This is a genomic window from uncultured Phycicoccus sp. (genome assembly GCF_947495705.1).
GTDB lineage: Bacteria > Actinomycetota > Actinomycetes > Actinomycetales > Dermatophilaceae > Phycicoccus.
Window position 1 is genome coordinate 22,800 of sequence record NZ_CANLZR010000003.1, and the last position, 14,078, is coordinate 36,877.

Consider the following 14,078-nt stretch of genomic DNA (forward strand, 5'->3'; position numbering starts at 1 on the left):
ACCCCACGAGGGGTCCGAGCAAGCAATAGATGCACAGAAACATTCAACAGCCATCAGGCTTTGAAGAATTATGCTCGGTATGGTGTCGGCATGCGGGTAGCCCGACAGCGATCGATCGTGGGCCGTGTCCAGGCCCAGGGCACCGCCACGACCGAGGAGCTCGCGAGCCTGTGCGGGGTCAGCATCGCCACCGTGCGCCGCGACCTCATCGAGCTCGAGACGCTCGGGGCGCTGCGGCGGGTGCACGGGGGTGCCATCCCTGCCGACGTCGCGGATGCCGACGCCGTCCGGGGCTTCGCGGAGGTCGCCGCCACCGATGCCGCGGACAAGACCGTGGTCGCGCGGCGGGGCGCGGCGCTGGTGCGCGACGGCGACTGCGTCGTGCTCGACATCGGGACGACGACCATGCTGCTGGCGAAAGAGCTCCGGGGGCGCCCGATCACCGTCGTGACGGCCAGTCTCGCCGTCTTCGACGTGCTGCGCGACGACGACGCCGTCGAGCTGATCCTCCTCGGGGGCGTCGTCCGGCGGACCTACCACTCGCTCGTCGGCTCGCTCACCGAGGACGCCGCCCGCCAGGTCCACGGCAGCCACGTCTTCCTCGGCGCCAGCGGCGTCCGCGCCGACGGGACCGTGCTGGACACCACCGCCGTCGAGGTGCCGGTCAAGCGGGCGCTGCTGCGCGCGGCCGACACCGCGGTCCTGCTCGTCGACCGGCACAAGATGCCCGGCACCGGCTCGCTGCGGGTCTGCGAGGCGGGGGCCGTCGACGTCCTCGTGACGAACGAGGGAGCCGACCCGGCGACGCTCGCCGCGTGCCGTGCGGCGGGCACCGAGGTGATCCTCGGATGAGGCTCGCGATGCTCGGCGGGGGAGGCTTCCGGACCCCGCTCGTCTACGGCGCCCTCCTGCGGGACCGGCACGAGAGCAGGGTCGACGAGGTCTGGCTCCACGACGTCGACGAGGCGCGCCTCGCCACCATCACCCGGGTCCTCACCGAGATGGCCGCCGGGCACGACGACCCGCCCCGGGTCCACGCGACGACCGACCTCGACACCGCGCTCGAGGGCAGCGACTTCGTCTTCTCCGCGATCCGCGTGGGCGGGCTCGAAGGGCGCACCGCCGACGAGCGCGTCGCGCTCGACCTCGGGCTGCTCGGCCAGGAGACGACCGGGCCCGGCGGTCTCGCCTACGGGCTGCGCACCGTGCCGGTCGCGATGCACGTCGCGCAACGCGTCGCGGCGCTGGCACCGGGCGCCTGGGTCATCAACTTCACCAACCCCGCGGGCATGATCACCGAGGCGATGCAGGCGGTGCTCGGCGACCGGGTCGTCGGCATCTGCGACAGCCCCATCGGCCTCGCGCGCCGGGCCGCCGCGACCCTCGGGCTCGACCCGGCCGCCACGACCGTCGACTACGTGGGCCTCAACCACCTCGGCTGGCTGCGGGGGCTGCACCACGACGGACGGGACGTCCTGCCGGACCTCCTCGCCGACGACGCCGGGCTCGCGGCGATGGAGGAGGGCCAGCTGTTCGGGCTCGACTGGGTGCGGACCCTCGGCATGCTCCCGAACGAGTACCTCTACTACTTCTACTTCACCCGCGACGCGATCCGGTCGATCACCGCGGCGGCGCAGACCCGCGGCGAGTACCTGCTCGACCAGCAGCAGGGCTTCTACGACGGCCTCGGCGCCGGGGCGCCGGGGGTGCTGGCCGAGTGGGACCGGGTGCGGCTCGAGCGCAACGCGACGTACATGAAGGAAGCCCGCGGGCAGGACGAGGAACGCGCCGAGGTCGACGTCCAGGGCGGCGGCTACGAGGGCGTCGCGCTCGCGATCATGGCCGCCATCTCGCGCGGGGAGCCGGCCTCGCTCATCCTCAACGTCCGCAACGGCACCACGGTGCCGGGGCTCCCCGCGGACGCCGTCGTCGAGGTCCCGTGCACGGTCGACGCCGACGGGCCCCACCCCGTCCCGACCTCCCCGCTGCTCGGGCATCCGCTGGGGCTCGTGCAGCAGGTCAAGGCGGTCGACCGGCTCGTCATCGAGGCCTCGCTCACCGGGTCACCCCGCCGAGCGGTCGAGGCGTTCGCGCTGCACCCGCTCGTCGACTCGGTCACCGTCGCTCGCGAGCTGCTCGCCGGGTACCGCGCCCGGATCCCCGCCGTCGACGCCGTCTTCGGTCCCACCGGGGCCTGAACCGCGGTCGGCCTGTCGCGCGGGCGCGCCCGGCCCTAGCCTGGACCCATGAGCGCACCCCCCGGATGGCACCCGCAGCCCGACGGCCGCGAGCGGTGGTGGGACGGCCAGCAGTGGACCGAGCACTTCCGGGACCCCGTGGCGGCACCGGTGCCCGCGTACGGCGACGCCGGCTACGCGCAGCCCGGAGGCCAGGCACCGATGCCCCAGAAGACGGGCATGAGCAGTGGCGCCAAGGGCTGCCTCATCGCCGTCGTCGTGCTCGTCGTGGTCGCCATCCTCGTCGCCATCGCCGGTGTCTTCTTCTTCGCCCGCTCGGTCAACGAGGCCGTCGACGACGTCCGCACCTCCATGCCGACGGGCTTCCCCACCGAGATCCCGGAGGGCACCGGCACGACCGTCGTCGTGGTCATCGGGGACGGCTTCGACGTCGGCGGCGCCCGGGTCGAGGACGGCTGGAGCCTCGAGGAGAACGGCGGCATCGGTCGCTCCGTCGAGGGGATGCAGGCCACCTTCGCGGACGGTCAGGCGGTGCCGCTCTTCTTCACGATGCAGTTCACCGGCGCCGACGGCGGCACCGTCGACACCGTCTGCAGCGCCACCGGCGAGGGCGGCGGGACCTCCGACGTCTCGTGCATCCCGCTGTTCGGGGACGTCGACGAGAACGGCGACGTCGAGGTCACCTCCGCGTTCTGAGGGCCACCCTCACTCGGGCGGGGTGAGGGCGACGAGGTCGCGGACGAGCTCGTCGGTGCGCAGACCGGACGCCTCGACCCGCGGCGAGAAGCCGAGCCGGGCGACGACGAGGCGAGCCGACGGCACGACGTACAGCCGCTGCCCGTCGTGGCCGCTCGCCCAGTACGCGTCCTCGGGCAGGGCGGGGTTGACGAGGCTGCCGTCGGTGCGCCGGTTGACCCACCAGCCGGCCGCGTAGCCCTCCTCCTCGCTCTCGGCCACGCGGGTGGCCGTCGTCGACTCCGTCATCCAGCCCTCGGGCAGCAGCCGCTCCTTGTTCCACACCCCGTCCTGGAGGGCGAACTGCCCGATCGTGGCCCAGTCCCGGGGCGTCGCCCACAGGTACGAGCTGCACACCGGGCGGCCGGCCGCGTCCGGCTCCCACACGGCCGACGACAGGCCGAGGGGCGCGAACAGGGCGCTGCGCGGGAAGTCGGTGTCGGGGACGTCGGCGAGCGAGGTGACCCAGGAGCAGAGGATGTTCGTCGAGCCGCTCGAGTACTGCTGGTACGTCCCGGGCTGGTGGACGATGGGCTGGCTCGCGGCGTACGCGGCCATGTCCGGCTCGGCGTACAGCATCTGGGTGATGGGGGTGCCGAGGTCGTAGGTCTCGTCCCAGGAGAGCCCGCTCGTCATCCGCATCAGCTGGTCGACGGTGATGTCCTTGCGCTCGTCGGTCCACTCCGGCCGCAGCCCGGACTCCTCGATCGACAGCTCGCGGTCCAGGACGTACCGCCCGACCATCAGGTTGGTCACGCTCTTGGCCATCGACCAGCCGAGCTGCGGGGTCTGGGCGTCGAACCCGTCGGCGTACCGCTCCGCGAGGAGCTTGCCGTCGCGGAGCACGACGATGCCGCGGGTGCCGAGGGTCTCGCGCTCGCCCTCGGTGCGGTCGTCCCCGAAGGCACGCGCCACGGCGGCGTCGACGTCCGGGTCCGGCTCCGGCGCGGGCGCGTCGCTCAGCGGGTTGGGGTCGCTCTCGACCTTGGTCGCGCGGCCCAGCTCGGGGCGCTCGGCCGCCACCGTGCAGCCGTAGCCCGGCGCGTAGTAGGCCTTCTGCTTGGCGAGGAGCCACAGCGTCGCCGCTGTCGCGGACCGGCCGGCCTTGTTCTCGTAGCCCGTGAGGTAGGGGACGAGCGGGTTGGGGGGCAGGTCGGCCGCGGGGTCGTCCCGGCCCGCGATGAAGGTGACGGCGCACGCGTTGTGCGCGGCGTACCCCGTCCCGGTGTGGACGAGCGGGCGGGCATACCAGTAGCCCGCGACGGCCCCACCCACGGCGAGGACGAGGACGAGGACGAGGACGCGGCCAACCACACGCATGGCCGCGACGCTACCCGGCGCGAAGCCCAGGGGGCCGCAGGTCGCGCGGGCGGGTCAGGCGGCGGTGGCGGGGTCGAGCCCGTCCCGAAGGCGCCGCAGGATCGACGCGAGCAGCCGGGACACCTGCATCTGGCTGACCCCGACGACCTTCCCGATCTCGCTCTGGGTGCGCTCGTCCTCGAAGCGCAGGCACACGATGAGCCGCTCCCGGGGGCTCAGCCGCGCGAGCTCGGCCCGCACCGCCGCCCGCAGCTCGATGTCCGACGCGGCGTCGCCCGGGGCCGCGAGGAGGTCCCCCACGGTGCCGCCCATCGGGGTCGGTGCGTCGAGGGAGCCCGGCGAGAAGGCCGAGGCGCAGCCACGAGCGTCGTAGACCTCCGCGGTGCTCCGCCCGACGACCTCGGCGACCTCGGCGGGCTCAGGGTTGCGGCCCAGGTGGTGGCGCAGGTCCTCCTCGGCGCGGACGACCTCTGCGCGCAGCTCCTGCATCCCACGCGGCGGCCGGACCATCCAGCCGGCGTCGCGGAAGTGGCGCTTCAGCTCGCCACGAATCGTCGGCACCGCGAACGCCGTGAACGGCCGGCCGGCGTCGGGCCGGTACCGGTGGACGGCAGCCACGAGCGCCGTGCGGGCCACCTGGGTGAGGTCCTCGCTGTCGATGCCCCGGCCGGCGTACCGCGCGGCGAGGCTGTCGGCCAGGGGAAGGGTGGCGTGGACGACCTCGTCGACGATGCGCGCTTGCTCGGTCGGGCAGGTGGCGTCACCGAGGGCGGTCAGCAGGTCCTCGACGCTGGGGACAGTGGGGGTGGAGCCCAGCGTGGGCTGGGTGCTGTCGGCGACTGCGTGGACAGGAGGCATGCGGGCTCCGATTCGTTGACGAAACGGATGGCACGCTGCTCGACCATCAGGCCCCGGGGAGGGCCGTTTCGAGACGTTACCGCCGAGACGGCGCGCGATTCGGCATCGATGCAGACCAATTGACAAGGCTTGACAGAGCCTCTGCGTCCGGTTCGACCGCGGGCCTCAGTCGTGCGACACGACGACGACGAGCTTGCCGCGCACGTGGCCCTCCTGGCTCCTGCGGAACGCCTCGGCGACCTCGTCGAGCCCGTAGAAGCCCGCGATGTCGACGACGAGAGCACCGGAGACAGCGAGCTCGGCGAGCCAGCGGAGCGCCTCGCCGTCCGGACGGACCCAGACCGACGTGCCGCCGTGCTCGAGCACCGCCGGGTCGGCCACCGAGGCGTGCCGGCCGCCGGGGCGCAGGACGGCGAGAGTGTCCTCGACGACTCCGCCGACGAAGTCCGCGACGGCGTCGACCCCGTCGGGGGCGTGGTCGCGGACCCGCGCGGGGAGGCCCTCGCCGTAGGTGACGGGTGTGACACCCAGCTCGCGGAGCCGGGCGTGGTTGGCCTCGGACGCCGTCCCGATGACCCGGGCCCCGAGCTCGCGGGCGATCTGCACCGCGAACAGCCCGACCCCGCCCGCCGCGGCATGGACGAGGACGGTGTCGCCCGCGCCCACCTCGAGGCGGCGCAGCGTGCGCAGCGCGGTGAGCCCGGCCAGGGGCAGGGCGCCCGCCTCGTCCCAGCCGAGCCCCGCGGGCTTGTGCGCGATGGCGCGGGCCGGGACGGTGACGAGCTCGGCGAAGGTCCCGCCGTGCACCCAGTCCTTGCGCGCGTAGGCGAGCACCTCGTCCCCGACGGCGGCCTCCGGGGCGTCCAGGCCGACCTGGCGCACGACCCCGGCGACGTCCCAGCCGGGCACGACGGGGAAGCTCGCCTCCAGCATCGGGTCGAGGCCGCCGGCCATCACCTTCCAGTCGACAGGGTTGACGCCGGCGCGCCGCACCTCGACGAGGACCTCGCCGGGGCCGACCTTGGGGTCCGGGAGGTCGCGGACGCGGAGGGAGTCGAGGTCTCCGTAGGAGTCGTAGGTGGATGCACGCATGTGCAGGTCAAGGGCCGGACGCGGCACGACATTCCGCGGGCGGCGGCGCGGCCCGCTGACCTGCGGAAATCGGAGAAGCCCGTTTGCCCGTCGGGTGGTCGGGGTAATGTCGTGGACGCTCGCCGACGCGGGCGGACGGACGAGGAGGTCCGGTGGGATGACGATGGTGCAGCAGGACCGGGGGACGGACGAACAGCCCGAGGACCCGACGCTGGAGAGAGATCTCGACGACCTACGGCGCGCGTTCGCCGACCACCCCTTCCCCACCCGGCAGGACGACCTGATCGCTGCGTGCCTCGGCCGTCACGAGCCCACCCGGCTCGCGTGTCGCCTGTCGAAGATCTCCCGCACCCGCGAGTACGCGACCCTCGACGAGGTGCTGGCCGACGTCGCCGCGGCCGCCACGGCCGCCGCCGCTGCGAGCGCCGCGGACGAGCAGGCCCTCGTCGACTGACCGGCCGGGGCGGCCCGGCTGCGGCCATCTCGCGCCGCGCGACGAACCCGGGACGGCATTCCTCGGCGGACGTCGGGCCGTCGTCACCGCCGGGGCCCGATAGCGTTTGCCTCCACGGGAGCGCCGAAGCAGCTCGGTGTCCCGAACGCACCGAGAGGACCGCACCCATGGCCGGAGGGCTCGTCGCCCTGCTCGACGACATCGCCGCGATCGCCAAGATCGCGGCCGCGTCGGTCGACGACGTCGGGGCTGCGGCCGGGCGCGCGAGTGCCAAGGCGGCGGGGGTGGTCGTCGACGACACCGCGGTGACTCCGCGCTACGTCGAAGGGGTGACGCCCGACCGCGAGCTGCCCATCGTCAAGAAGATCGCGATCGGCTCGATCCGCAACAAGCTGCTCATCATCCTGCCGCTGGCCCTGTTGCTCAGCCAGTTCCTGCCCTGGCTGCTGACGCCGATCCTCATGCTGGGCGGGACCTACCTCGCCTTCGAGGGTGCCGAGAAGATCTGGGAGAAGCTCGCGCACCACGAGACGCACACCGAGCCGGTCGTGGCGGTCGGGCCCGAGCAGGAGAAGGCGATGGTGTCGGGGGCCATCCGCACCGACCTCATCCTGTCCGCCGAGATCATGGTCATCGCCCTCAACGACGTGGCCTCCGAACCGTTCGTGACCCGGGCGCTGATCCTCGTCGTCGTCGCCTTCTTCATCACCATCCTCGTCTACGGGGTCGTCGGGCTCATCGTGAAGATGGACGACATCGGGCTGCATCTGGCGGAGCGGGAGTCCGAGGGCGCCCGGCGGCTGGGGGAGGCCATCGTCCGGGCGATGCCCAAGGTGCTCGCCGGGCTCTCGACGCTCGGCATCGTCGCGATGCTCTGGGTCGGTGGGCACATCCTGCTCGTCGGGGCCGACGACCTCGGCTGGCACGGGCCGTACGCCGTCGTGCACTTCCTCGAGGAGGCTGCCCACGACGCCACCGGTGCGCTCGGCGGGGTCCTCGGCTGGGTGGTCAACACCATCGGGTCGGCCGTGGCCGGCGCCCTCGTCGGCGCGGTCGTCGTCGCCGTCGTCACCGCCGTGCGCCGCGCCCGGCGGGGTGGCGACGAGCCGGCCCACACCGAGCCCGCCGCCCACTGACCCACCGATCCCGCCGCCTCTGACCCGCCCCTCGCCCCCGCGGTTTCCCCGACTTTTCAGGCCGGCGTCCGCTGACACGCCGTCGAAACGGCGCGCCGCGCCGACGCCAGCCTGAGAAGTGCGAGGGGTCGGTCAGGTCCGGGTCGCGGTGACGAGGAGGTACTCCCAGCGCATCGTGCCTCCGCCCTCGTCGGCGTCGGCGGCGAGGCTATCCATCGCGGTCTCGAGCGCCACCTGCTGCGCCGGATCGTGGGCGACGGACCGGTGCGCCGCATGCGTCGGCCCGTAGCGCTCGACGAAGAAGCGGCGGAACTCCTCGGGGGTGGCGAAGGCGTCCACGATGACCTCTCGGCGCTCCGCGCGTAGGTCGGTCACGGCGTCCCCCAAGAGTGCGCGGACGTGCGGTTCGGAGCCCCACAGCGGGGGTGGCTGCGCCCCGGGGGGTGGCGTCGCGGCCCAGGGCTTCAGCGTCGCCAGGAGGCGCCCGACGAACCCCTCCGGGGTCCAGTTGGCCAGCGCGATCCGGCCGCCGGGTCGACAGACGCGCAGGAGCTCTGCCGCCGCCGCCTCGTGGATCGGGGCGAACATCACCCCGACGCAGGACAGGACGACGTCGAAGTCGGCATCGGCGTAGGGCAGGTCCTCGGCGTCCGCCACGTCCCAGCGGAGGTGCAGTCCCTCCGCCTCGGCCCGTGCCCTGCCGGCCTCGAGCAGCTCCGGGGTCAGGTCGGACGCGGTGACGTCCGCCCCCGTGCGCGCCGCCCACAGCGAGGCGTTTCCGGACCCGGCCGCGATGTCGAGGACGCGCTCGCGGGCGCGGACTCCACCGGCCTCGACGAGGGTCGCGCCGAGGCCGGGGATCACGACGTCGGCGACGCTGGCGTAGTCCCCGAGGGCCCAGAGGGCGCGGTGGCGCTGCTTGACCTCCGACGGTGCTGGGGCCGGGTGGTGGACAGTCATGGTGATGCTCCTTTCGTGGGGCCACCAACGTCCCGCGCCGCCGCGTCGGCGTCGAGTGCGGGATCTGGACCGGCGACGGTCCACGATGTGTACTGGCGCGTGCCACCCGGCATCGGTTGACTTGGGGAAGGGCGCCGGGACCTGTCGGCGCGCCACGGAGGTGGGTCATGGGATCGACGTACGGGCAGTTCTGCCCAGTGGCCAAGGCGATGGAGGTGCTCGACGAGCGCTGGACCCTTCTCATCGTCCGTGAGCTGCTCAGCGGGAGCCAGCACTTCAGCGACCTGCGACGGGGCGTACCGAAGATGTCGCCCACGCTGCTCTCGAAGCGACTGCGGCGGCTCGAACGGGCCGGTGTCCTCCGACGGGTGAGTCGCCGCGGGCGCCCGGTCTACGAGCTCACCGATTGCGGCGAGGAGCTGCGCGGAGTCGTCGACGCGCTCGGCGCGTGGGGGGTGCGCTGGGTCGGTGAGCTCGGGGACGAGGATCTCGACCCGCACCTGCTCATGTGGGACCTCAAGCGCACGATCCCGGTCCGCAGCTGGCCACGGCGCCGCACCGTCGTGTCGTTCACGTACACCGACATCGAGCCGCGGGCGCGTCGGTGGTGGGTCGTGGTCAGCGGGGACGACGTGGACGTGTGCGACGAGGACCCGGGGTACGACGTCGATGCCCGCCTGACGACGACGTTGCGGACGATGACCGAGATCTGGCGCGGGGACCGGGCCTGGGCCGATGCGGTGCGGCGCTCGTTGGTGACCGTCGACGCCCCCCGTGACGTGGCCCGCGCCGTCCCGACCTGGGTCGGTCAGTCGACCCTCGCCCGGGTGCCGCGTCCGGAGCGACCCCAACCTCTCCCCACTTCTCAGGCCGGCGTCCGCTGACACGCCGTCGGAACGGCGCGCCGCGCCGACGCCGGCCTAAAAGTCGGGAAAGAGCGGGGGGGAGGAGGGCGGCGGGCAGGGGTCAGTGGCGGCGGAGGCGGCGGGCGAGCAGGGCGGTCGCGACGAGGAGGAGCACCCCGGCGGCCAGGGCGAGGCCGATGGTCGTCGCGTCCTGGCTCACCGACGCCCCGACGACGACGTAGGCGACCGTCCCGGGGACGACCCCGACAGCCGTCCCGAGGACGAAGTCGCGCCACGAGACCGCGCTGACCCCCGCGCCGTAGTTGATGACCGTGAACGGCACCACCGGGGTGAGGCGCGCGAGCACGACGGCGAGCAGACCGCGTCGGCGCAGCAGGTCCTGGACGCGGACGACCCGAGGCCCGGTCAGCTCGGCGACGGCGCGGCGGCCGAGCCGGCCCGCGAGCCAGAACGTCACGACGGCGCTGAGCATCGCCCCGGTCCAGGACGCCGCGATGCCGCCCGCCACCCCGAACAGCGCCCCTGCAATGCCCGCCAGCAGGTTCTTCGGCACCGGGACGAGGGTGAGCGCGACGTGCACGGCGACGTAGACCAGCGGACCCCACGCCCCGGTCGAGGCGACGAAGCGCTGGACCTCGTCGAGGTCGCCGCCCACGAGCACCGCGATGACGGACCCGACGACGAGCGCGGTGAGGACGGCCGCCACGACCCGTGCCCGGTCCGGGCCCGGACCGGGCACCACGGGACCGGCCCCGGAGTCCCCCGACGGGGCCGGGCCGGCCGCCCCGGTCATCCGACCGGCACGCGTCGGGGCCCGCCGAGCCGGCGCGAGCGCACCGCGACGAGCCCGGCGAGGACGATGACGAGCGTGATGATGCTGAACCCGAGGGCCGGCTCCAGGGGCACGAGGATCCCGATGGTCCCCCCGACCACCCAGAACGCCTGGAGGATCGTCTCGGACCACGAGAAGACCCGCGCCCGGGTCATGTCCGCGACGTCGCGCTGGACGAGGGCGTCGAGGCACAGCTTGGCGAGCTGCCCGTACACCCCCGCCGCCAGGCCGACGAGGATGAGCGTCCACACGGAGTAGAGCAGGATGGTGACGATCACGACGGCGACGGCGACGAACGCGATGACCGTCGCCATCGCCTCGGGTGCCGGGTTGTCCTTGCGGTTGCCGATGAGCGAACCCAGGGCGTTGCCCACCCCGGCCGCCGCGACGACGAGGCCGAGCACGAGCGGGCCGCTCCACCCCGGGATCGGGTGCTCACGCATGAGGAAGAGCAGGAACAGGGTGAGGAAACCGCTGAGGAGCCGAGCGCCGGTCGTCAGCCACAGGACGTAGCGGACCGGCACCGGCAGGGCCCGCATGCGCCGCGCGCCGCGCTCGGGCTGGTCCAGGGGCTCCCGCCCGACCGGCGTGCCGTCGACGTCGACCTCCCCGAGGGTCGAGTCGACCCGGTCGGGGAGCCGGATCGACATGACCGTGGCGATGACGAAGATGACGAACGCGACGCGCAGCGACCACTCCGGGCCGACCTGCGAGGCGGCCCCGGCCAGGCCGCCGCCCAGGGTCATGCCGACGATGCCCGAGATGTTCAGCCGCGCATTGGCGCTGACGAGCGTGATGTCGCGCGGCAGGAGGCGCGGCACGGCCGCGGCGCGCGCCACGGTGTAGCTGCGGGACGCGACGAGGCAGCCGAGCGCGGCGGGGAACAGCCACGCACTGTCCTCGACGACCGCGGACGCGAGGACCCACGCGAGGAAGCCGCGCAGCGCCAGGGTCGTGCCGAGCGCCCACCTGCGACCGTGCCGGAACCGGTCGAGCAGCGGGCCGATGAGCGGCGCGAGCAGCACGAACGGGGCCATCGTGAGCAGGAGGAACAGGGCGACCCGCCCCCGGGCCTCGTCGGTGGGCATCGCGAAGATCGTGCCCGCGAGCGACACGGTGACCGCCGCGTCGCCGGCCACGGTGACCGCGTGCATCTCGGTGAGCCGGGCGAGGCCGGTGTCACCGGCCCCGTCGGCCGAGGCGAACCGACGGAAGTGCTGCCCCGCGGCCCGGCCGCCACGGCCCACGGCGCGCGCCGACGCCGCCCCGCCGCGCCCCACGGCACGCGCCGACGCAGCGCCGCCCTTGCCGACCTTGCGTGCCGACGCCCCGAACCGGGCCGGGCCCTCCCGCGGCCCGCGGCGCCCGGGCCGGGACGGCCGGGGCTCCTGCTCCGGGGTCGGGGGGTGCGGAACGCTCACGTACCGATCCTCCCCCGAGACGGCGCCTGCGTGGGGGACCGGGTCGGCCCCGTGTCCGCCCGCAGGCGTGCCCGAGGCCCCCGGCGAGCAGTGCCCCGGCGGCCCGCGCCTGCGACAATGGGGGCCCGGTCGACCCAGGAGGGACGGTGGACGGCATCTCGACGATCCTGCTCGCCGCGCTCGTCGGCGGGCTCGTCGCCTCCTCCGTGCGCGTGCCGCCGCTCGTCGGGTTCCTCGCCGCGGGCTTCGTGCTCAGCGCCGCCGGCGTCCAGGCGGAGCCGACGCTCGAGTTCGTGGGCGACCTCGGCGTTACCGTCCTCCTCTTCGGTGTGGGCCTGAAGGTGGATGTGCGCACCCTGCTCCGCCGCGAGGTGTGGGGCACCGCGGCCGCGCACATGCTCGTCACGACGACCGTCATCGCCGGGGCCATCGGTGCCCTCGGCGCCCTCGGGGTGGGCCTGGCCGGGACGGCTCCGAGGACGTGGTTCCTCGTCGGCTTCGCGTTGTCGTTCTCGAGCACCGTCGTCGTCGTCAAGCTGCTCGAGGTGCGCGGCACCAACCGCTCCTTCGGTGGCCGCACGGCCATCGGCATCCTCGTCGTCCAGGACGTCGCCGCCGTGGCCTTCCTCGCGTCCGCGGAGGGTCGACCGCCCAGCCCGTGGGCGGTCCTGCTGGTCCTCGTCATCCCCGGCGCGGTCGTGCTGCGGCGGGTGCTGTCCGTCGTGGGGCACGGCGAGCTGCTGGCTCTCTTCGGCGTCGTCGCCGCCCTCGTCCCCGGGTACGCGCTCTTCGAGGCGCTGGGGGTCAAGGGGGACCTCGGCGCGCTCGTCATCGGGATGCTGCTGGCGCGCCACCCGGTCGCGGACGAGCTGTCCAAGAGCATCTTCGCCCTCAAGGACCTCCTGCTCGTGGCGTTCTTCGTCTCCATCGGGCTGGGTGGCCTGCCGACCCCCACCGAGCTCGGGGTGGCCCTGGCGCTGCTGCTGCTCCTCCCGCTCAAGGCGCTGGGCTTCTCGGTCCTGTTGTGGCTGGCCCGACTCCGGCGGCGCACGGCGATCCTCACCGGGACGACCCTGGGCAACTACTCGGAGTTCGGGCTCATCGTCGTGGCCCTCGCTCCCGTCGGGATGCTCGACCCGGAGTGGGTACGCGTCATCGCGACCACCGTGGCGGCCAGCTTCGTCGTCGCGGCCCTGCCCGGGCGCTTCCCCGAGTACCTGTCCGAGGCGCTGCGGGGGGTGCTGCCGGACCGGTCGGTCGAGCGGACCCACCCCGAGGACCGGCCGCTCGACCTCACCGGGGCCGACGCGGTCGTGCTCGGCATGGGGCGGGTGGGTCGCGCCGCCTACGAGCGGCTGCGCCACGGCTACGGCCTGGAGGTGGTCGGCGTCGAGACCTCACGGGACCGCTGCGAACGGCTCGCCGCCCACGGCCTGCGCGTCGTCGAGGCCGACGCGACGGACCCCGAGCTGTGGTCGAGCCGGCCGTTCTGCGACGTCTCCCTGGTCGTCCTCTCGATGCCGTTCCACGGCAACAACCTCGACGCGCTCGACGAGCTCCGGACCAACGGGTACGAGGGGGCGGTGGCGGTCGTCGCCCAGCACGACGACGACCTCGCGACGGCACTGGAGCGCGGCGCCCACGCCGGCTTCCAGCTGTACGACGGTGCCGGCGTCGAGCTCGCCGACCGCGCGGCCGCGGTGATCGGCCGCCGGCTGCCGAAGGGCAAGCCCGACTCCGGCCCGCTGCGGGCGCCCCAGGACGAGCCGCCGGAATGACCCCCACCCGAGCAGTGTTGTGCGTCCCATGAGCACGTCCGAGACCGGGATGGCCGAGCGCTACCAGAGGGCGCGGGGCCTCTTCGAGCACGGCGAGTACCAGGCGGCCGCCGAGGAGCTGTCGGCGCTCGTCGACGCCAGCGCGCTCGAGCCCCCGCTGCACGGGACGACCGAGCTCCGGCTGCTGCTGGCCCGCTCGTACTACCACTCCGCGCAGCTCGGCCGGGCCGAGCGGGTGACCCGGGCGATCCTCGTCGACGACCCCGACGAGGCCTACGCCAACCTGCTGCTCGGGCGCACGCTGCAGCGGCAGGGCCGGCCGGCCGAGGCCAAGCCGCACCTGGCGATGGCCGAGCTGCTCGGCGGCTATCCCGACGAGGGGCGCCTGCTCGACCCCGACGACGACGCCTGACCGCCGCGCACCCCGG

At 73.9% G+C, this 14,078-nt stretch carries 14 protein-coding genes; 8 read left to right on the top strand and 6 right to left on the bottom strand.

The window, feature by feature from the left end:
• Positions 1–90: 90 nt before the first annotated feature.
• Genes Q0963_RS05295 through Q0963_RS05305 form a run of 3 tightly spaced genes read left to right on the top strand, consistent with a single transcriptional unit; the run spans position 91 to position 2,894 of the window.
• Positions 91–852, top strand: a complete 762-nt coding sequence (locus Q0963_RS05295; RefSeq protein ID WP_299443717.1) for a DeoR/GlpR family DNA-binding transcription regulator — start codon at positions 91–93, stop codon at positions 850–852.
• Positions 849–2,198: a 6-phospho-beta-glucosidase gene (locus Q0963_RS05300; protein ID WP_299443720.1), complete on the top strand. Its 1,350-nt coding sequence runs from the start codon at positions 849–851 to the stop codon at positions 2,196–2,198. Before Q0963_RS05295 ends, Q0963_RS05300 begins: the two co-directional genes overlap by 4 nt.
• 48 nt (positions 2,199–2,246) lie before the next feature.
• Positions 2,247–2,894: a DUF2510 domain-containing protein gene (locus Q0963_RS05305; RefSeq protein ID WP_299443723.1), complete on the top strand. Its 648-nt coding sequence runs from the start codon at positions 2,247–2,249 to the stop codon at positions 2,892–2,894.
• 9 nt (positions 2,895–2,903) lie between these two features.
• On the opposite strand, the gene Q0963_RS05310 is transcribed toward Q0963_RS05305, so the two are convergent.
• From Q0963_RS05310 to Q0963_RS05320, 3 genes are all read right to left on the bottom strand, one after another.
• On the bottom strand, positions 2,904–4,253 hold the full coding sequence (locus Q0963_RS05310) for a serine hydrolase (RefSeq protein ID WP_299443726.1): 1,350 nt from the start codon (positions 4,251–4,253) through the stop codon (positions 2,904–2,906).
• 54 nt (positions 4,254–4,307) lie between these two features.
• Positions 4,308–5,111, bottom strand: coding sequence for a sigma-70 family RNA polymerase sigma factor (locus Q0963_RS05315; protein ID WP_299443729.1), 804 nt, complete (start codon positions 5,109–5,111; stop codon positions 4,308–4,310).
• A gap of 165 nt (positions 5,112–5,276) precedes the next feature.
• The gene (locus Q0963_RS05320; protein ID WP_299443732.1) at positions 5,277–6,203 is read right to left on the bottom strand and encodes an NADP-dependent oxidoreductase; all 927 of its coding nucleotides are present in this window, start codon (positions 6,201–6,203) and stop codon (positions 5,277–5,279) included.
• A 157-nt stretch (positions 6,204–6,360) separates the two neighbouring features.
• On the opposite strand from Q0963_RS05320, the gene Q0963_RS05325 reads away from it, so the two are divergent.
• Positions 6,361–6,657 (top strand): hypothetical protein, encoded by a 297-nt coding sequence (locus tag Q0963_RS05325; protein WP_299443735.1) that lies wholly within the window; start codon positions 6,361–6,363, stop codon positions 6,655–6,657.
• A gap of 167 nt (positions 6,658–6,824) precedes the next feature.
• Positions 6,825–7,793: a DUF808 domain-containing protein gene (locus Q0963_RS05330; protein ID WP_299443738.1), complete on the top strand. Its 969-nt coding sequence runs from the start codon at positions 6,825–6,827 to the stop codon at positions 7,791–7,793.
• Between the two features lie 132 nt (positions 7,794–7,925).
• On the opposite strand, the gene Q0963_RS05335 is transcribed toward Q0963_RS05330, so the two are convergent.
• Positions 7,926–8,753, bottom strand: coding sequence for a class I SAM-dependent methyltransferase (locus tag Q0963_RS05335; protein WP_299443741.1), 828 nt, complete (start codon positions 8,751–8,753; stop codon positions 7,926–7,928).
• Positions 8,754–8,920: 167 nt separating this feature from the next.
• On the opposite strand from Q0963_RS05335, the gene Q0963_RS05340 reads away from it, so the two are divergent.
• Positions 8,921–9,637 (top strand): helix-turn-helix domain-containing protein, encoded by a 717-nt coding sequence (locus Q0963_RS05340; protein WP_299443744.1) that lies wholly within the window; start codon positions 8,921–8,923, stop codon positions 9,635–9,637.
• Positions 9,638–9,719: 82 nt separating this feature from the next.
• Here Q0963_RS05340 and Q0963_RS05345 read toward each other — a convergent pair whose 3' ends face one another.
• Together Q0963_RS05345 and Q0963_RS05350 are read right to left on the bottom strand one after the other, a co-directional pair.
• Positions 9,720–10,358, bottom strand: coding sequence for a TVP38/TMEM64 family protein (locus Q0963_RS05345; RefSeq protein ID WP_299443747.1), 639 nt, complete (start codon positions 10,356–10,358; stop codon positions 9,720–9,722).
• A 50-nt stretch (positions 10,359–10,408) separates the two neighbouring features.
• A complete protein-coding gene (locus tag Q0963_RS05350; RefSeq protein ID WP_299443749.1) occupies positions 10,409–11,872 on the bottom strand; it encodes an MFS transporter in 1,464 nt (487 codons plus the stop codon).
• Between the two features lie 146 nt (positions 11,873–12,018).
• Here Q0963_RS05350 and Q0963_RS05355 point away from each other — a divergent pair, with 146 nt between their 5' ends.
• Both Q0963_RS05355 and Q0963_RS05360 read left to right on the top strand, forming a co-directional pair.
• Positions 12,019–13,650, top strand: coding sequence for a cation:proton antiporter (locus tag Q0963_RS05355; RefSeq protein ID WP_299443752.1), 1,632 nt, complete (start codon positions 12,019–12,021; stop codon positions 13,648–13,650).
• Positions 13,651–13,678: 28 nt separating this feature from the next.
• Complete coding sequence (locus Q0963_RS05360; protein ID WP_299443755.1) at positions 13,679–14,062, top strand: tetratricopeptide repeat protein; 384 nt, start codon at positions 13,679–13,681, stop codon at positions 14,060–14,062.
• Positions 14,063–14,078: the final 16 nt, after the last annotated feature.